The organism is Stenotrophomonas maltophilia (assembly GCF_001676385.1).
Classification (GTDB): domain Bacteria; phylum Pseudomonadota; class Gammaproteobacteria; order Xanthomonadales; family Xanthomonadaceae; genus Stenotrophomonas; species Stenotrophomonas maltophilia_J.
In genome coordinates this window covers 221,468-238,307 of record NZ_LYVJ01000002.1, presented here as the reverse complement: position 1 = coordinate 238,307, position 16,840 = coordinate 221,468, and the positions used below count along the sequence as shown (strand labels likewise).

The window sequence follows — 16,840 nt, the reverse complement described above, 5'->3', positions numbered from 1 at the left end:
ATGCAGATCGCCGTTTTCAGTGCCCGCCCCTATGATCGTCGCTTCCTCGACGAGGCCAACCAGCGCGATGCGGCCGGGCAGGGCTTTGTGTTCGTGTACTTCGATGCCGCGCTGGACGTGCACACCGCAGCGCTTGCGCAGGATTGCGTTGCTGCCTGCGTGTTCGTCAACGACCGTCTCGATGCGCCGGTACTGCACGCCCTGCATGCGCTGGGCGTGCGCGCCATACTGCTGCGCTGCGCCGGCTTCAACAATGTGGACCTGGCAGCTGCCAAAGCGCTGGGCCTGTTCGTCGCACGGGTGCCGGCTTATTCCCCCGAAGCCGTGGCCGAGCACGCGCTGGCGTTGGTGATGACGCTCAACCGGCAGACCCATCGCGCCTACAACCGCGTGCGCGAGGGCAACTTCATGCTCGATGGCCTGCTCGGGCGTACCCTGCATGGCCGCACGGTCGGCCTCGTCGGCACCGGCAAGATCGGCCTGGCCACCGCGCGCATCTTCAGGGGCATGGGCTGCATTGTGCTGGGGCACGATCCCTATCCGTCGCCGGCCTTCGCCGAGATCGGCATGATGGTGGAACTGGACGAGCTGCTCTCGCGTTCGGACATCGTCTCCCTGCATTGCCCGTTGACCCCGGATACCCAGCACCTGATCGACGACGCCTCGCTGGCGCGGATGAAGCCCGGCGCGATGCTGGTCAACACCTCGCGCGGCGGCCTGGTCGATACCCACGCTGTGATCCGCGCGCTGAAGTCGCGCCGGCTGGGCCACTTGGCCATCGACGTCTACGAGCAGGAAAGCGCGCTGTTCTTCCAGGACCTGTCCGGCGAGATCATTGACGACGAGGCCTTCCAGCGCCTGATGACCTTCCCCAACGTGCTGGTGACCGGCCACCAGGGCTTCTTCACTGTGGAGGCGCTGCGGGAGATCTCGGCGATCACGCTGGGGAATCTCGCCGATTTCGCGGCGGGGCGGGCGTGTGCGAACCGGGTGGAAGCGGGCTGAGCCGGGTGGATTGACCGCCGGGGCACCCAGCCCGTAAAATCGCGGGCTCCGCCGGAATAGCTCAGTTGGTAGAGCGGCGCATTCGTAATGCGTAGGTCGCAGGTTCGACTCCTGTTTCCGGCACCAGTTGTAGAAAAGCCCCGGCCTTTGGTCGGGGCTTTTTTTGTTGGGGGGGGGCTGGAACCCTTTGATTGGCCAAGGATTCGTTGCGAGCTGGTCATTGGAGCGGGCATCCATGTCGCTCGTTGCAGGTGGTTCGTGTCCGCGCGAATAGGGCGCGTTGGTCCTGATCACTTGGCTTCAGAGGACCTTCCGCTCAGTCAAACGCCATCACGCGGGGAAAGCTCGAGATCCCGACCAGCACGCGACGCTTTGGGGCGAGTCTCCTGGGAGCATTCGCTTGACGCTGGTATGCCGAGACTCGTTACTCTGAGGCTCGGCAAGTGCCGATTCAGGGACTAGAAATGGGGTCCGCTGTTGCGCCGCATCGCGCAGCCAGGTAGGTGGTAAACATGAGTTCTTTATCGCTGCTGTAGGCTCCACTCAGTTGTTCCAGCCACATCAGGTTGAGCCGGGCATCGTACAGACTTGCAAAGAGGAAATCGTCGGACGTATCGAGGCGATACGCCTTCACCAGATTGTTAAAGAACTGATTGTTGCTGGAGCCGCCTTTTCCCACTTTGGCCGCTTCGTTCAAGACCGTGGATAGTTCCCCTGCGGCATGTGCGCTAATTGCTGCAATCGCAGTCTTCGTGCATGCGCGAGCAATCATATCTCGGTCGGATACGCCGGAAGTGAGGAGAGTCGGATCAATGTGGGCGCGGCGCTTGTGTGCTTCTTGCGACAGGGCCTGTGTGCTCATCAGTGCTGTTATCGCAAAGGAGAGCAGGCCGATCTTGAAGGGTCGATCAAGCTGCAGGTAGCCAGGCGTCATGTTCTTCGCACCAGTCAAAAAATAGAATCAAGTGTTCAAGTTCGTAGAGGGCTTTGCTCAGCTCTCCTTGGATCTTGCGATCGCTGAAACTAGCTATGGATCTTGATATGGCCATGTTGGCCAAGAACTCGTGGGCCATGCTATTGCGATGGCTGACGACGCTTTTGAGGAAATGTATGAAGTCCGGGCGAAGCCCCTTCCTTTCAAGCTCGCTCTTGGTTTGCCCTAGCGTCCAGCGCTCCATGCTGTCGAATTGGATATCGGAAATGCGAGCCAGTAAGCCCTTGAGTGCTAGCTCAAGGAGCTGAGATTTACCCATGAAAATTGCATACTGTTCGAAGACCGAACGCTCTTCGTACTCGGTCATCTTGTCTAGTACCCTTCGTTGGACCTCGTCCTTGGACACACTTATAGCGTCTGTCATCCCTTAACTCCCAATGCCAAGCTTTCTAGTCTCGAGACGGATCAAGATTAAGCGTCCCGTCGGATCTCTAAGTTGTTCTCAACCGCAAAACGGACCTTCGGGTCCCGGATCTCGTAAAGGGTAGAGCCATTGGGGCCCTTCTCCTCACACCGGCGGACCAGACCAATCGACTCCATGCTTACGATGTAGTTCTGGGTTGAACTTCCGGTGCCTGCTGCGGCATTCAAGCTGTTGGTAGTAAATCTGATATCAACTAGCTTGTTCAGATGTGCGATGTAGGAGTAGACGTCCAAACTATTCGCGCGCGCATCTTTTTTTCGAGGGTAGTACTCGAAGAAGGTGAATTCTTTGACGAAACGACGAATACCGCTTTCCATCGCTGCAGTTGTGATCACATGCGAGGTGCTGTCTTGGGCATATTGCTCCCGGATGATTCGATTCATTAGCTGCCACAGGTCCCTCGGATTGGCGTTTGCCAGCGGAAGAACCTTTTCGCGGAAGATAGCGGCGTCATCGACAACCTGTGCATATGCGACTATCTTGCCGTCAGAGTGAAGCTCCAGGCGTTTGTCCAGGATGTTGAGAAGTTCGTCAGGCTCCCATCGGACTTGCTCTACACAGAATTTATTGGATCGAAAGTCGGGCTTGACCTTTTGGAATGGAACACTCCAGATCGAGAAGATGAAGTGCAAGTCCTGTTGATAGAAAATGTCGTTCTCGGTAAGGAATGGCCTCAAGAAGTCCGCAATTAGTTCGGAGTCGTTGCGAAGCCTTGAGTCCTCATCAATACGGTCGACCACCAAGGTGAGGCTTTCCATTCCCACCTTCTTGCAAAGCGCTACGGTCTGTTGAAGTACCACGAGATTGGCTCTTGCTTCGTCCAATGTGCTGTCCACGCTCAGATCAATAGCTTGCAGGTACTCTTTTGCACCTCCAAGCGTCGGCTGTGGAAGCCCTAGCGACTTGCTTACTGTCTCAGACAGCATGTCGACTGCTGCTCCCGCAGCAGAGTTGAGAAGGCTTCTGAAGAAATTGAATGTACTAGCGGCCCATCTCTTCATTCGGTGGTGCTGTACGCTCCGGAGATCGTCCATCAACGCGTTGCGCGAGAGGGTTGACGTATGGTGCTGCAGCAGATATGAGATAAGCACCTTGTCATGCTTCGTCAGCTTGTAGGGCCGGCGAAAATTGGCCATCGTCGGTAGCAGGCGCTTCAGGAGCGCGTTTGCGAGGGTCGATATGTAGAGGCTGTAAATGTCGGATTGACTTGGTGTGATCGGAATTGCAGAGAAGTCCGTGATCTGAGCGACGATCGATCCTGGCCCGCTTGCCTTCACCAACTCAAAAAGGAGGGCGGTCTTCCCTGTCCCCCTGTCGCCATATAGGAATATATTCTTCCGGCTCGTTGCTGCTTGCACAGCTGGAGAGTAGGCGAGAGGTCGAACAAAGGCGTCGCTTAAGAACTCCTTCTCTTCCTCGGCGGTGAAAACCGAAAATGGATACTTGGTAAGACCAAGTCCCTGCGTAAACGCATCGAAATCGACTGACACCATGCTGCTCCTTTGCTTTCCTCTAGATCACATTATTGCTGGTTCGATGGCCAAAGTCTGCCATTGATTTTTGACTCGGAATTTCGGGGAAAAAGTACCAGACGCTTCCGGTCAATAAGCTGCGGCTACGTGAAAGGCTAGGTCTCATCCTTGACCAAAGTGCCAATTCAATGGTCGGGATGCGGCAACGTCCACCCCTGTGGGTAAGTCATCGAGCGCGAACGAAGCGCCTACATCCAGCCGTAGATGCTATCTGCGAATGGCCTGAGAGGCAGGTGGCTTGGCCTCGATGACCTGACAGCGAAGTATGGGGTGTGATGGTTGCCAGGTGCTAGGTGCCAGGTGCCAGGTGCCAGGTGCCAGGTGCCGTGGGGAGGGGGGAGGGGGCGCGACCTGGCACTGACGAGAGGGTGGGCTTTGGTTGGGCGCTGCAACCTCAGTGCGGACAATCCGCATCCAAACACCGCCTCGCATCCTGTCCTAAGTTGGTCTTATCGCCACTTACGAGACACCGATCAATGTCATCCGCGCTCACCAAACGCATAGTTCTCACGGCGGAGCCCCGAGATCGCCCCTACGAGATCAGGGACGCTCAGGTTCGTGGCCTGATCTTACGAGTGCAGCCATCAGGTCACAAAGCTTGGATCGTGACCTGGGCGCACGGTAAGCGGCGTACCTTGGGGTCGGTCGAGCACCTGACGCTTGATCAAGCCCGCGACCAAGCCCGGCAAGCGGTCGCTGAATACGTTCAGTCGGGATTGCCTGCGCTCGCAAAGCCCAAGCCCACTAGTTGCACGCTGGAAACACTGCTCAACGAGCATTTCGAGCCGTGGGCGATAGCTGAGCTCAAGGGCGGTCGTCAGTACCCGGACCGCATCCGATCAGTGTTCCCGTGGCTGCTGCGCCGTCAGATCATCGACATTGATGTGACCACGATGGAACGTTGGTGGCGTGGGCGTATCACTGGCCCTGATGCCGTCACCAAGGCTACCGCAGCGCGCGACTTTGCTTGCCTGCGGTCTGCCTTGTCGCGGGCCGTTGAGTGGAAGCTGATCGAGACTAATCCCCTCATGGGCATGCGTCAGCGATCAGCAGCTAGCCGCAAGGTGGTTCGGTTCCTGTCCTCGGACGAAGAAGCGATGCTCCGGGCCGCGCTGGCAGCGCGCGATCTAGCTGGGGTTGAGGGGAGGGCGAACGCGAATGCGGCCCGACGTAAGTACCGGCAAGCGGTTCTGCCTGATTTGCCGATGGACGGGTACGTCGATCACCTGACCCCGGTGGTTCTTACAGCCATTAATACTGGTATGAGACGTGGTGAGCTGTTGTCGATGAGCTGGGCTGACATCAACTGGGAAGCAAAGATGCTGACCATTCGAGCCGAGAACGCCAAGTCCGGTAGGCAGCGCCACATCCCGTTGAATGCCGAAGCCATGGAAGTTCTGCAGCGTTGGGCTAGGCAAGCGGGCGAGCGCCGCGCAGGCAAGGTCTTCGATGTGACCGACATCAAGAAGGGGTGGGGAAAACTCATAGCCGATGCCCGCATTGAAGTGTTCCGCTTCCATGATCTGCGCCATCATTTCGCATCCCGCTTGGTGCGGGCAGGCGTGGACCTGAACACCGTCCGGGAGCTCTTGGGTCATGCAGACATCACCATGACTCTTCGTTACGCCCACTTGGCCCCGGACACACTGGCGGCGGCTGTCGCCAAGTTGGCGGCGTGAGAGGGCTAGTCCCTCTGCTCCCCAGCCAAACGCTCGAGCTCTTCCCGCATCCTTTGGCGCTCCCCAGAGGGAAGCTTGGCGAAAGCCAAGATCGCCGCAGCCAGGTCATCGTCCTCAGCGAACAGGTAGGCGACCGGGACATCCAATGCCTTGGCCAACTCCGCAGCCTTGGTCATGTCGGCTTGGTTTCGTTCGCGCTCGTACCTGTTGATCAGCACGGCACCCCGGTTCTTGTCCTGGTCCTTATCCACCAGCGCCCCCAGCGCGCGCTGGGAGAGCCCGCGCAGTGCTCGAGCTTCGGAGAGCCGCTTGGAAAACGTTGCAGTAATGACAGTGGGCGAGGGCACGCGGAGGTAACGGTCTGTGAACCTGCAGCAGTATGGGCCATATACCTGATCAGTAGAAGTCATTACCATAGCAGTATATGACGCTGTGCGAGGTGTGACTGGCTGCAAGGGGTGGCCGGGCCCGTCAGCGCTCAGTCGGGGACGTTGGGATGAAGAACCGGATTACGCGTGTTGCCGTCATGTCGTTGGTGCTGACGGCTGTTGTTCCCGGGGAGGTAGTGGCTCAACAACAGCGGTCATACGACCGTTTCAAGGATCGAACCTCCTACGAGGCCAAAGTGGAGCTATCGGAACTGTCCAAGACCAGCAGGGGCATTTCTGTGAGCCTACAGAGCGTGGTAGACGGAGACCGCGCTGTAACGAAGTCGGACTCTTTCACCGTTTCGGCCATCGTCACCTTCAACATGTCCTATGACGTTCGCTGTGCGGGTACAGGCTTTGACATGCTTGTGGACGGAAGGGCTGTTTCGCTTCCCAGCGACATGCCGGCGTTCAATCGATATGAGTACGCCATCCTTTCCTTCGGCAAGAAGATGACCTTGGCAGAAGCAGGGGCCTTCGCCCGTGCCAATAGGATCGAGGTCCGGGTCTGCGATACCGAATACAGCCTAGATGACGAGCAGCGCGCTGCGCTGCGTGATCTGGTCAAGGACGCTCAGATTAGTAGTTCAACCGGTGGCTGATGTCGGAAACGTCGCACATCCAATCATGGAGGAGAGAACATGCAAACCAGCGATTCAGCAACTAACCTTTATCAATGCCCTGCTTGCCGTGCTGCCATCCCCTCGGGTAGATCATCCGCGAAGTGTCCTAAGTGCTATGCGAACCTGCCCAAGGCAATTGTTGAATCGAATCGTGCGAGCGCGAATGCCAGGGAAGAGTGTGGCTCGACAGCGGCGTGTGTGGCATTGGGGCTAGTTTCACTCGCCATTGGGCTCTACTTCCTGATCAACCCCTCAGCAAGCGGCTACCGCAACATTGCCAACATGCATGCGCTCGCAGTGGGGCAAGCCCTGACCATCGCTGGGGCTGTGTTCCTGGGGCTTGGTATCCGCCCTCGTTGAGGGACTAAATGCATCCCAACCGGGCCTGCTGATGGCAACGTCAGCGGGCCTTTCTATGTCAGTTGATGCACCATCTGGCTGCTGTCTCAGTCGCCGGGTTAGCAGCATCGAGTAGGCGCTATAGGATCGCGCTACCGATCAATGTTGGGCTGTCCGAGGACTGTCGATGCAGGGGTGTAGCTGCTTCACCAGGCGAGCCTTGTGCAGCGATTGGTGCGCGTTGGCAGACATTGGGCTTTTAGTGCGGATGCGGATGAGTTGCGTCCAAAACACGAAGTCCTAGGTGGTTCGCAAAAGTCGCAGTGCATAAGCGGCGAAGTGGCGTCGTCGGCAGAATTACTCCATACATAGCATGACGCACCGTGCTCGCTGCCGTGTGATCGCCTGCTACGTGTATGCCTGTGACATCAGGGAGCCCGCATGTACTTTGCCCTCTCCTCAATCCGCCTTTTCTCCCGTGCATTGTTGAGCTTTTTGATCATCTCGAACATTTGTTGCCACTCTAGTGGCGACAGATCGCATTTGGACCTTTGAAAGCAAGTCTTCCAGTCAGCAGCTGCCTGGGCAAGCAGGACTCGCCCCTCCTGCCTGATTTGAAGTCCACGAGACCGGTCATCCAACGGCCTGTCCTCTAGAAGTTCTTCTCTGATCAATCGGGCGACGAGAGACGACATCGACGAAGGCGCAACTTTCATGAGCCGGGCCAAGCTGGCTCGGGTCAGTGGTCTTGCCTTGGAGGAATCGGCCCGAGCGACCGCATCTAGCACCATTAACGCGGCGGTGGAGAGCTTGATGGGCTTGTATAGCAATAGCTCTGCATCCAACTCCCCGGTCAAGTCATTAGCAAGGATCAGGAGTTCCTTGAATTCAGCATGCGATAGGGGGGTGTAGGGTGCGGTTGCCATACCGCATTTTAGGTTGGCGGACTGTTCGACTTCAATGAGTCCCCCAAATTATTCGCCCTCAATATTGCTTTTGACGGAGGCCGCCGGCAACCGCGACAAAAGAAGGGAAAATTCAATGAAGAAGAATAGCTGCATCGAGCGCTTCACCCGCCTGTTTGCTGCGCAGCGCGAAGGTAACGAGGCATCTCGCGTCGCCCAGTACAGCATTGCCGAGGAAATCATGGGCCCGGAATCGCTTTCTGCGGAAGATTGCTGCAAGGCGCGACGGGATTCTGCCTGTCGCGACATGACTGCTTTTGAGGCAACGATGGAGTTCGCCAAGGTGGTCCAGCTGAACACGGGTGTCTCTGGCCGTCGCTTCGACCTGCGCGTATGCGATGCCTCGATGTTCCGTGCGATCTGGAAAGCTCGCCAGATGGTTGACATGACCGGTATCAACTACCGCGACTACGTTCAGCGTGCTGTGACCTACTTGCGCCACTGCGGCAAGAAACGCATCACTCCTGCAATGCTTGTCTCTGCTGAAGTACAGCTGCACGTGATGGAACTCGACGCCGTCAGTCGCTGAGGCCCGAGCCGGTAGCGGCCCTTGGCGACCATGTTGGGTGCGGAGGGGCCCCTCTGCGCCTAACGGCACTAAGGAGCGTGATGGCTAGGAATGGCCTGGGACCAGGTGAAGTTCAGGCTGTCACATTTGGCGATAGCGCCATCCAACCGCTTGGGGGCCGTTCCCTCATCCAATCCATTGCGCGCCCGCAGCGAAAGCGTCCGGGCGCGCCGTGCGCTAGTGAACATCAGAAGACCGGCGATTTCATCGGCCCGGTCGGTATAACACTGTCTTTATCGAGGAGGGCAGGAGAATGGCTAGGAACAAAGAGTCAGGCGCGACGGGCGGGAAGGCAAAGGTAAAACGGCCTAATCCGGCCCGAAAGAAGGCGTCTGCGAAGAACATGATGGAGGCGCAGAGCAGGGATGCCTCGTATCAGCGCGCGCTGAAGTCGGCTGATCCCGTGGAGCGACAGGTGGGAGAGCTGGTCTTCCAGCGCACGTACATCGATAAAGGCTTGCTTGCTAAAGAGGCATTGTTGCTGCGCAACCGTTGGATCGGGAACCGCTACATGTCCCCGGTGCAGGCCACGCAGGCCTTCACGGAGGCATACACCGCCGCGTACCGTGCTGCTTGGGCGCGCCACTTTGACCTTTCCGAAGCGCCGCATAAGCAGCCCTGTGCGCCAAGTCTCGCATTGAACGACAGGGCGGTTATTACCAGCTTGTGGCGGGCCCGTCAGAAGGCTGACGAACTGGGAATGCCGTACGATCTGTTCTGCGAGGTCGTCATGGAACGATGGATCGTGGGCCGGAAGGCGAAGCGCCCACCATTGCCAAACCAGCTGATTTCCGGGAAGTTGTTCGGTGCATGGATGCGAGGACATCCGACCTGGGCTGAAGCTAGTGAACGGTTGTTCTTGCCCGCTTGGGATCGGCGCTTCTTTATGGAGCCGTCTGGAGAAGATCCCGTGCATGCTGCGGCAATGCGAGCATTGCGTGCCGATGTGTTGCATGCAAAGGACCGTTCCGCCCAATTGGCGCGATATCTTGGGGCTGGTGGACCGCTGACAGAGGCGCGTGCCAAGGCGATGTTTGAAGCAGATATGGTCCGGGATGCGCTAGCGATGGTCGCCGTGCCTGCTGAGGTCAACGACGCGCCTGAAGGATACGTTCCGGCGTGCATCGGCAATCGTAACGACGTGCGGGATATGCCGTGTCACAACTGCCCATTCGCCGTGCAGTGCTCGAGCGTAAAGCGGAAGGTGACACGCGCGCTGAACGCGGCAGGCGCCTCTGGCGATCCCCGTGCGGACAGGAGGCGTGAGCAGAACCGGAACAGCCAGCGCAAGCATCGCGAGGAGCAACGGCGAAAACTGGCTGCATAGCGAGCGCCAATAAGGTCTTATGAGCGCAAACGAGCTTGCTTGTCAGCGGCCCCATAAGAGCTATAAATCAAGAGCAACTACCTTCTCTTTGAGAAGGTAGATATTTATTGGGATGCCAACGTTGATGTCCCGTGACTGGTCCCATCGGTACTCGGGCCTTCGGCCCTCGCACCTCGGGTCCAGATGCGCGCCCCTTCGGGGACGCGCAGAAAATTATAGCCGGGGTTGTGTGGAGAGCGCGCCTCGGAGTCATCGAGGATGATCTGTAAGCCTCTGTGCTGAATCCCACCGGTGTTTGCGTAGGGGTGTCGCTGGCCGGTCCTGCGGCGCGCTCAGCGAGCTTCTGGTGAGCCCTGGCGAGCATCCTGCAGGCCGCTTATGAGCGCAACCTCCCGGCAATCACTGTGATGTATAGATTGCTCGCCCATGTATGCAGTGTTTATGACGATCCACATGACACATGGTCGATTCGATGGCTACCCGGATAATCATGTCGATTGTTGTGAACCGCAGTTGTCATTGATCCACGGCGAAATTGGCCGCGAGGTTGCACGGGGACTTGGCCGTGAAAGCGCGCTTTGGAGGTCCCGCATGCGGATGTAAAGCGCATACGAAGCGCTATCAAAGTCCATGTGCCCTAAGCCTAACGTGCAACGTGTGGGCGGCGGTGTACGAGCTCGTGCCTGCAACCGCAAGATGTGGTGGCCATGTATGAAGCGTGCGGTGGTGTTCGATCTTGTACGGGCGGTAAGGAATGTGTTCCTTTCAAGTCTCATCCCCTGCGACCGATATGCTCAAGGATGCATAAAACAATCAGCGGGACGGCTACATGGATCGTTGGACGTGGATGATGGTAAGGATGTATGCGCCCGCACTTGGGGCTTTGGCGCTGGGGTTGCTGCTGATGCTGCCGTTGGGAATGCTCCGGGAGAGTCCGGTGCTTGCAGGGGTGTATGCGATGGCGCGATGGCTCCCTGCGTTGGCTATCGCGGTATCGGTCACCCTTGCACTTGTCGCTACTGTGCGGCTATGGCGCTGGGATCAAGGGCGCAGCCAGCTGGTGTGCGAATGCGGTGGCTTGCTTGGCCGGGAGCGTACTGGGCGCTTTGGTGCATATCGGAAGTGTCTCGCCTGCAACCGTAACGTCAATGAGAGGTACTACACGTAGGTTCGGTCTCGAGGCGCGTACACCGCGAGCCGCTGTCCGCCTTGAAAGTAGGTGTGAGTCCAACCTGGCTTTCCATGGGGCTTCACGGGCCCGAATCGGCTCAAAGTGACGGCTACTTGGCTTACAAGGCACTTATCGGCACCCTGGTTGCCAGTTGGGGTTGGCTAAGTCATTGATCCAAAAGGGCGCCTGGCCATCTGTGGTGCCATGGGTAACTGCATCAGTACTGCGTGACCCCTTCGTGCGGCGAGTGTGGGGTCTGATGTGAGTGAGTAGTGCGCTTTCCGAATTGGTGGCTCCTGCCAGCGCTTTGGCGGGCTATACAATCCTTCCATACATAAAGCGAACCGGGGACTTGCGTGAGATCGATCTATGCAAACAGGAATTCCAAGGGCGATTTTCTGCTGAACGAGTTGGAGCGATGGGCAGATCGCGGTCTCTCCGTCTGCATTGCTTCTGCATTTTTCACGGATGCTGAAGTTGTCGAGAGGTTGTTGTACAAGGGTTGCAGCGTCTATATGGTCGTTCGACTCGGATTTCCTACAAGTCCTGATGCGATAGAGCGTGTGCGAAAGCACCCGAACATGAACTTGCGAGTCTATACAAGCAGAACATTCCATCCAAAGCTCTACATCCTAGGGGATGAGGAGGCCTTGGTCGGATCTGCGAATCTGACTCGATCTGCTCTGATGACGAACCAGGAGGTTGTGGTCCACATCGATCAGCATGACGGCTGCCTTCAGGATCTTGTATCGATATTTGATGACTATTGGGCCGGCGCTTCGGTGCCGACTGACTCAGAGCTGTCGACTTACAGAGGCCTCTATCGACAATTTTCCAAGCTCGACCATGAGGTTGGAGTGCTGGAGCAGAAGGTCCTTGGAGAGCTTGGTGAGACGTCACCTGCAAACATCGATCGCAGTGAGGCCAGGCAGGATAAGCGCTCTGCCTTCGTCGATGGGTTCAGGCGTAGTTATCAGGAAACCACTTCAGCCTTCAATGTCATCAGGCGGGTCTATGAGGCTAGTGGATATAGAAAAGTCTCTGAGGAGGAAATTCCTCTGCGCATTGAGATCGACTCGTTCCTTAGCTATGTGCGCGAGACTGTGGCGAGTGGCGACTCTTGGGCGAGTGCGCCGTTACGTTCAGAGACTGAGCAGCGGTCGATGCTTGAGCCGCTGATTGAAGCTTGGAGCCGAACCCCTTGGCCGCATTTTGAGGGGAGGATTGTCGTCGATAACTATCCTCGCTTGAGGTCTGTCTTCTCAACCGAAGATTCGATTAGTCAGGCCGGCGACTCGGAGTTGTTCGATGCCTTGGCAACGCTGCACTCATTCCATGATCGATTCAGGTTCTTTGAGGGAGGGCTGCCAACCTGGAAGAAGCAGTTTCCAGCCCTCAATGACCCGGCCAAGACGAGGAAGACCCTCGCATACATCGTACATGGCCGAGGAGACATCGTGGAGAGGATGGCGAACGCCATCTACTCGCCGAAGTTCAAGTTGAATGAGTTTGGGCGGGCGAACGTACAAGAACTGGTTGGCTGGACCAACCGCGAGGAGCTGCCAATCATCAATGGTAGAACGACAAAGGTCTTGCGGTACTTCGGCGCGAGAGTAAGTCAAGTAGGATGAGGTGGCTGTTTGGGCATTGCGGCGACAACGCGGCGTGCGAAGGCACTTTGGTGCCGTTCAAGCGCGAAAGGATCTGCAGAAAGAGCTACCTCACAATGGGTGCGGCACGGGCGGGTGCGCTTGACTAGATCGAGCGAACCCATCACTTAAGAATGAGGCGAAGGGTTGCCAGGCAGAATCAGGAGGTCGCAGCTCCTTTAGAGCCGTCCGTGAAGGGGGTATCCCTCTTTTGTCTGCGATTGCGGTGAGTTATCATCTGAATTGGTGAGGCGGCATGGACATGTTGTTGGCCGATGCATTCGTCGGCATTGAACGGACCTGTTGGTCCAAGAGCGTCCCCGCTGTCCCAATGTGGACTTTGCGCACTTAACGTTACATTACGCGGTAAGTTGATGCCCATGTCAGCCTCACCACCTCCTATCAAGAAGACATCACTGCTCTCGCCCAACGCGATCGCGTTTAGGTCCATCAAAAGCAGGAGTGAGCTTGCCAACTGGATTGGCATCAAAGAGTCCACGCTGATTTACATACTGTACCGACTGCCCACCAGCAAGAAGTACACGGACTTCCTGATTCCAAAGAGGAATGGGGGAGCTCGAATGATATCGGCGCCGCGTAAAGCGCTGAAGTATGCTCAGAAGCGAATTTCGAGCGTGCTTTATGATATCTCGCCTCCGCGCAACTTGTCGAAAGGCTATATTCCAGGTCGCGGCATTTTTGATCACGCATACAGACATAGGCGGCGCTCTACCGTCGTTACAGCTGATATTAAGGGATTCTTTCCCAGCATCAATTTTGGCAGAGTGCGAGGCATGTTCGCGGCGGCACCTTTTGGCCTGCCTTTGGACGTAGCAACAATGCTCGCCCAACTTTGCTGCAAGGACGGTGAGCTGCCGCAGGGGTCTCCTTCCTCTCCCGCCATATCAAACATCATCTGTCGCTCTCTTGATCTAGATCTCGCTGGATTTTCGCGCAAGCATCGAATCACGGTCACACGTTATGCTGATGACGTGTGCTTCTCTACCAATATGCGAAAGAACCTGTTCCCCCTGGTCGAGCGAAATGACTTGCTGGGAGAGGTGCCGGGAGGAGAGGTATCCCGGATTTTTGAAAAGAATGGATTTGAGTTGAATCTGAAGAAGTTCAATTTATCTAAGTCCAACTCTCGTCAAATGATCACAGGCTTAATCGTCAATTCGCACGTGAATGTTCCGAGGCAATGGAAGCGGCAGCTCCGCACCCTTCTGCATCTTCGCAGCAGGATGGAAGATGCGCAGGCTACTGAGATCGTCAATACGTGGGCACGCCCTCAGGCATCAAGGAAGGGCGTGACAGAGTCTATAGACCACCTGATCCGCGGAAAGGCCAGTTTCGCGGCGTACATTGATTCCCGCTCCGGCACCAGACATATTGCTTCACTGCATCGGGGATACCCCAAGCTGCGGCAGATGCTTCCTAGGATGAATCCTAGCTTTCCAGTCCGAATTATGGCGGAGGGTCCAACAGACTTGCTACATCTAGAGGCAGCATTGCGCCACTGTTCCGATCGGATCGACTTCTCCAATGTGGCACTAAGACTCCACAACTACCAAGGGGATGTCGGTGATACAGACATGATTAAGACGCTCCATCGGATCAACAAGGTTGACGTCGAAGAGCTGACCATTGGGATATTTGACCACGACAACCCGAGCTTCCTTAAGGAAATTTCACTGAACGAGGGTTCGCACGTTCGACTCGGAAGAATGGTTTTTGCTGCGTGCCTTTCTAGGCCAAAGTTCGTAACTGGGAATTACTGTATCGAATCACTCTACAGGAGAATTGATTCCTCCAGGGTTACATCAGAGGGCAGGCGCCTGTACTTCTCGGACGAATTTGATGCTGAGGGTCTTCACTCGCAAGGGGTTTTGAGGCGGCAGTACCCGAAGAAGACTGCTCTTGTGCTATCTGAGCGAGTGTTCGATCCCAAGGATCCCAACATCTCGTTGACACTATCGAAGACCGATTTTGCTGCGATGGTCAATGCTGGCGCGGCTCCGTTTAACGACATGGACTTCTCAGGTTTTCTACCCACGCTGGCGCACTTGAGAAAAATGATTGACGAGGCAATGTACTTTTCCGGAAATTCCTAGGGTTGTTTTGAACAAATATCAAGCTGGTAGAGGCTTAGATGGCGCTTACGGCCGTTCGGGTCGCTTCTGGTCAGTTTCAGGAACTGCTTCTTGGCAGTTGGAACTCAGATCCCGCACAGTGTGCCATTGGCGACGGTCCTTGCCGGTCCGCTCTGCGCGAGTAGTGCTTATCCTGTCTGTTGCTAGCCGCTTTGTTTGCTCGCGTGACTTATCGGTCGGGTTCGTAATGCGTAGGTCGCAGGTTCGACTCCTGTTTCCGGCACCAGTTGCATGAAAAGCCCCGGCCTTGGTCGGGGCTTTTTGTTTGGGCTGTGCTGGAACCTATTGATTGGCCAAGGATTCGTTGCGAGCTGATCATTGGGGCGGGCATCCATGTCGCTCGTTGCGGGTGGTTCGTGTCCGCGCGAATAGGGCGCGTTGGTCCTGATCACTTGGCTTCATTCAAGCTTACATGGAAGCGCCTAACCGCCTCACTGATCGAGCGTCCCCCGGTAGCTCGGCGAATTCGCATGGTAGTAGCAAGGTAGTCATTGATGAGGTACGTTCCGCTTTGGCAGTGAAGCCAGCACAGGGGGGATAGGATGCGCGTATCTCAGCAGTACAAGCTAAAACGAAAACAGGCAGAGCTCGATTTCGTTGACGTTCCTTTGGATACAGATCTTCCAGTTTTTGTGGAGCCCACGGCAATTCGGGCAATGGACACTCCGTGGTCTAGTGAGTGCGTGGCACTCCTTCAGAACTTCTTTAGCAATGTTCTTACTGCGGTGCAAAAGGGGGACAAGGCTAGGGCTGTCTCGCTACTTGGGTCGTTGAACGAAAGAAATGATTTTCATCTTGGTTATTCATCTGGTAAGTCGCGTGGCCACGCATTCGGCAAGGGATCTGCAGGGTCAGTGTGGGAGTCACTCCTGACAAGCAAAGCCGCGAAGTCTGGGGTGCTATCTGACTTGGAAGATACTGCCCTTCTCATCGAAGGCGTGGGTGCTGACATGATCTCTGATGCGGTCTGCAACATAATCCGAGCGCCGCTAATTGAGTACACTCAAGACATGTGCCGATACTACGGTATTCCTATGGTCGCAAATGTTTCATCAGGCCCATGCTGGGACATGCAAGCGCAGAACTGGGTGGCGAGGCATATAGAGCTTCCCATGCCGAAGGGCGAGAGTCTCGTGTTGGTCCCAAAGTCGATTGTTCGACTCGCGGGTGCTTATGACGCTGGGACCTACTATCGGCACTACTTGTTGCCGGAACTACAGAAACAACACTTGGCCAGTGGATCTGGCCTGGTAGAAGTGCTGAAGAGTAAGAAGCGAAGGGTCACGAAGACCGCTTTGATGAAACACTATGGCAAAGACAAAAATGCTGTAGCAAAATTGACGGAGGACAATCCTGATATCCTCGCCAAGTATAAAAAGGCGAAATCGGCAGATCCTTCGCCTCCGATCAGTAATAGTACGTTTGCGGAGATTGAGAACGTCGCGAACGTTCAATTGTACGATCTCTATAAGAAGGCGGTAGCTGTCCCTCCTGGAAGAGCCCACGCCCACGACTATGAGCGAGCTGTCGAAGGCCTCCTTTCGGCCTTACTTTACCCGTCTCTCATACACCCCGTGCGCCAAGCCCCAATCAATCAGGGGCGTAAGATTGTCGATCTCCGGTTTTCTAACTCAGCCACAGCTGGCTTCTTCAGTTGGCTTTCAAAGCACTATACCGCGCCTTACGTCTTCGTTGAGTTCAAGAATTACACAGAGGATGTTAAGAATCCGGAGCTTGACCAATTGTCTGGGCGGTTCTCAAAATCCGGAGGGCAAGTTGGTATTCTGATTTGCCGCGCGGTTAGTGATCGCAAGAAGATTGATGCTATGTGCCGAGATGCCGCAAAAGATGGGCGCGGCTATATGATCGTGCTTGACGATGCGGACTTGGAGACCCTGGTCAAGTCAACGACGGCGATGCATTACGATGCCTCGAGAACCATTTTGAACGAACGGTTTGATCGCCTTGTCCTTTAGGGCGCGT

General features: G+C 56.2%; 14 protein-coding genes, 1 tRNA gene and 1 pseudogene. 11 read left to right on the top strand and 5 right to left on the bottom strand.

Features of this window, described 5'->3' with window-relative positions:
- A complete protein-coding gene (locus tag A9K58_RS03395; RefSeq protein ID WP_065197991.1) occupies positions 1-1,005 on the top strand; it encodes a 2-hydroxyacid dehydrogenase in 1,005 nt (334 codons plus the stop codon).
- A gap of 50 nt (positions 1,006-1,055) precedes the next feature.
- Positions 1,056-1,131: transfer RNA gene (locus tag A9K58_RS03390), tRNA-Thr, on the top strand.
- Positions 1,132-1,456: 325 nt separating this feature from the next.
- On the opposite strand, the gene A9K58_RS03385 is transcribed toward A9K58_RS03390, so the two are convergent.
- The 3 genes from A9K58_RS03385 to A9K58_RS03375 all read right to left on the bottom strand — a co-directional run bounded on the left by A9K58_RS03385 (position 1,457) and on the right by A9K58_RS03375 (position 3,913).
- Entirely contained in the window at positions 1,457-1,939 is a 483-nt protein-coding gene (locus tag A9K58_RS03385) for a hypothetical protein (protein WP_065197990.1), read from the bottom strand.
- Positions 1,914-2,306 carry a hypothetical protein gene (locus A9K58_RS03380; protein WP_196769149.1) on the bottom strand — a complete coding sequence of 131 codons (393 nt, stop codon included), beginning with the start codon at positions 2,304-2,306 and terminating at the stop codon, positions 1,914-1,916. Before A9K58_RS03380 ends, A9K58_RS03385 begins: the two co-directional genes overlap by 26 nt.
- Positions 2,307-2,410: 104 nt before the next feature.
- Entirely contained in the window at positions 2,411-3,913 is a 1,503-nt protein-coding gene (locus A9K58_RS03375) for a P-loop ATPase, Sll1717 family (protein ID WP_155760420.1), read from the bottom strand.
- Between the two features lie 518 nt (positions 3,914-4,431).
- On the opposite strand from A9K58_RS03375, the gene A9K58_RS03370 reads away from it, so the two are divergent.
- A complete protein-coding gene (locus A9K58_RS03370) occupies positions 4,432-5,634 on the top strand; it encodes a site-specific integrase (protein WP_065197987.1) in 1,203 nt (400 codons plus the stop codon).
- Positions 5,635-5,639: 5 nt separating this feature from the next.
- Here the strand turns inward: A9K58_RS03370 and A9K58_RS03365 are convergent, their stop codons facing one another.
- Positions 5,640-5,981, bottom strand: coding sequence for a helix-turn-helix domain-containing protein (locus A9K58_RS03365; RefSeq protein ID WP_065198142.1), 342 nt, complete (start codon positions 5,979-5,981; stop codon positions 5,640-5,642).
- Positions 5,982-6,130: 149 nt separating this feature from the next.
- Between A9K58_RS03365 and A9K58_RS03360 the strand changes: the two genes are divergently transcribed.
- Together A9K58_RS03360 and A9K58_RS19395 are read left to right on the top strand one after the other, a co-directional pair.
- On the top strand, positions 6,131-6,664 hold the full coding sequence (locus A9K58_RS03360; protein WP_065197986.1) for a hypothetical protein: 534 nt from the start codon (positions 6,131-6,133) through the stop codon (positions 6,662-6,664).
- 39 nt (positions 6,665-6,703) lie between these two features.
- A complete protein-coding gene (locus tag A9K58_RS19395; protein WP_155760419.1) occupies positions 6,704-7,045 on the top strand; it encodes a hypothetical protein in 342 nt (113 codons plus the stop codon).
- Positions 7,046-7,452: 407 nt separating this feature from the next.
- Here the strand turns inward: A9K58_RS19395 and A9K58_RS03355 are convergent, their stop codons facing one another.
- Positions 7,453-7,950, bottom strand: coding sequence for a MarR family winged helix-turn-helix transcriptional regulator (locus tag A9K58_RS03355; RefSeq protein WP_065197985.1), 498 nt, complete (start codon positions 7,948-7,950; stop codon positions 7,453-7,455).
- Positions 7,951-8,065: 115 nt separating this feature from the next.
- Here A9K58_RS03355 and A9K58_RS03350 point away from each other — a divergent pair, with 115 nt between their 5' ends.
- The 6 genes and pseudogenes from A9K58_RS03350 (at position 8,066) to A9K58_RS19390 (ending at position 16,833) form a co-directional block, all read left to right on the top strand.
- Positions 8,066-8,518 (top strand): hypothetical protein, encoded by a 453-nt coding sequence (locus tag A9K58_RS03350; protein ID WP_065197984.1) that lies wholly within the window; start codon positions 8,066-8,068, stop codon positions 8,516-8,518.
- A gap of 292 nt (positions 8,519-8,810) precedes the next feature.
- On the top strand, positions 8,811-9,884 hold the full coding sequence (locus tag A9K58_RS03345; protein ID WP_155760418.1) for a bZIP transcription factor: 1,074 nt from the start codon (positions 8,811-8,813) through the stop codon (positions 9,882-9,884).
- A gap of 1,527 nt (positions 9,885-11,411) precedes the next feature.
- Positions 11,412-12,686, top strand: coding sequence for a phospholipase D-like domain-containing protein (locus A9K58_RS03335; RefSeq protein WP_065197982.1), 1,275 nt, complete (start codon positions 11,412-11,414; stop codon positions 12,684-12,686).
- A gap of 11 nt (positions 12,687-12,697) precedes the next feature.
- Positions 12,698-12,934: pseudogene (locus tag A9K58_RS18925) on the top strand (hypothetical protein); the annotation flags it as partial.
- 150 nt (positions 12,935-13,084) lie between these two features.
- Positions 13,085-14,818, top strand: a complete 1,734-nt coding sequence (locus A9K58_RS03330; RefSeq protein WP_196769148.1) for a reverse transcriptase domain-containing protein — start codon at positions 13,085-13,087, stop codon at positions 14,816-14,818.
- Positions 14,819-15,399: 581 nt separating this feature from the next.
- A complete protein-coding gene (locus A9K58_RS19390) occupies positions 15,400-16,833 on the top strand; it encodes a hypothetical protein (RefSeq protein WP_065197981.1) in 1,434 nt (477 codons plus the stop codon).
- The last annotated feature ends 7 nt before the right edge of the window (positions 16,834-16,840 follow it).

What these genes read in the sequence shown, in the direction of transcription:
- A9K58_RS03395 (WP_065197991.1), top strand. Translation starts at nt 1, where the DNA reads ATGCAGATCGCCGTTTTCAGTGCCCGCCCCTATGATCGTCGCTTCCTC.
- A9K58_RS03385 (WP_065197990.1), bottom strand. Translation starts at nt 1,939, where the DNA reads ATGACGCCTGGCTACCTGCAGCTTGATCGACCCTTCAAGATCGGCCTG.
- A9K58_RS03380 (WP_196769149.1), bottom strand. Translation starts at nt 2,306, where the DNA reads ATGACCGAGTACGAAGAGCGTTCGGTCTTCGAACAGTATGCAATTTTC.
- A9K58_RS03370 (WP_065197987.1), top strand. Translation starts at nt 4,432, where the DNA reads ATGTCATCCGCGCTCACCAAACGCATAGTTCTCACGGCGGAGCCCCGA.
- A9K58_RS03360 (WP_065197986.1), top strand. Translation starts at nt 6,131, where the DNA reads ATGAAGAACCGGATTACGCGTGTTGCCGTCATGTCGTTGGTGCTGACG.
- A9K58_RS19395 (WP_155760419.1), top strand. Translation starts at nt 6,704, where the DNA reads ATGCAAACCAGCGATTCAGCAACTAACCTTTATCAATGCCCTGCTTGC.
- A9K58_RS03355 (WP_065197985.1), bottom strand. Translation starts at nt 7,950, where the DNA reads ATGGCAACCGCACCCTACACCCCCCTATCGCATGCTGAATTCAAGGAA.
- A9K58_RS03350 (WP_065197984.1), top strand. Translation starts at nt 8,066, where the DNA reads ATGAAGAAGAATAGCTGCATCGAGCGCTTCACCCGCCTGTTTGCTGCG.
- A9K58_RS03345 (WP_155760418.1), top strand. Translation starts at nt 8,811, where the DNA reads ATGGCTAGGAACAAAGAGTCAGGCGCGACGGGCGGGAAGGCAAAGGTA.
- A9K58_RS03330 (WP_196769148.1), top strand. Translation starts at nt 13,085, where the DNA reads ATGTCAGCCTCACCACCTCCTATCAAGAAGACATCACTGCTCTCGCCC.
- A9K58_RS19390 (WP_065197981.1), top strand. Translation starts at nt 15,400, where the DNA reads ATGCGCGTATCTCAGCAGTACAAGCTAAAACGAAAACAGGCAGAGCTC.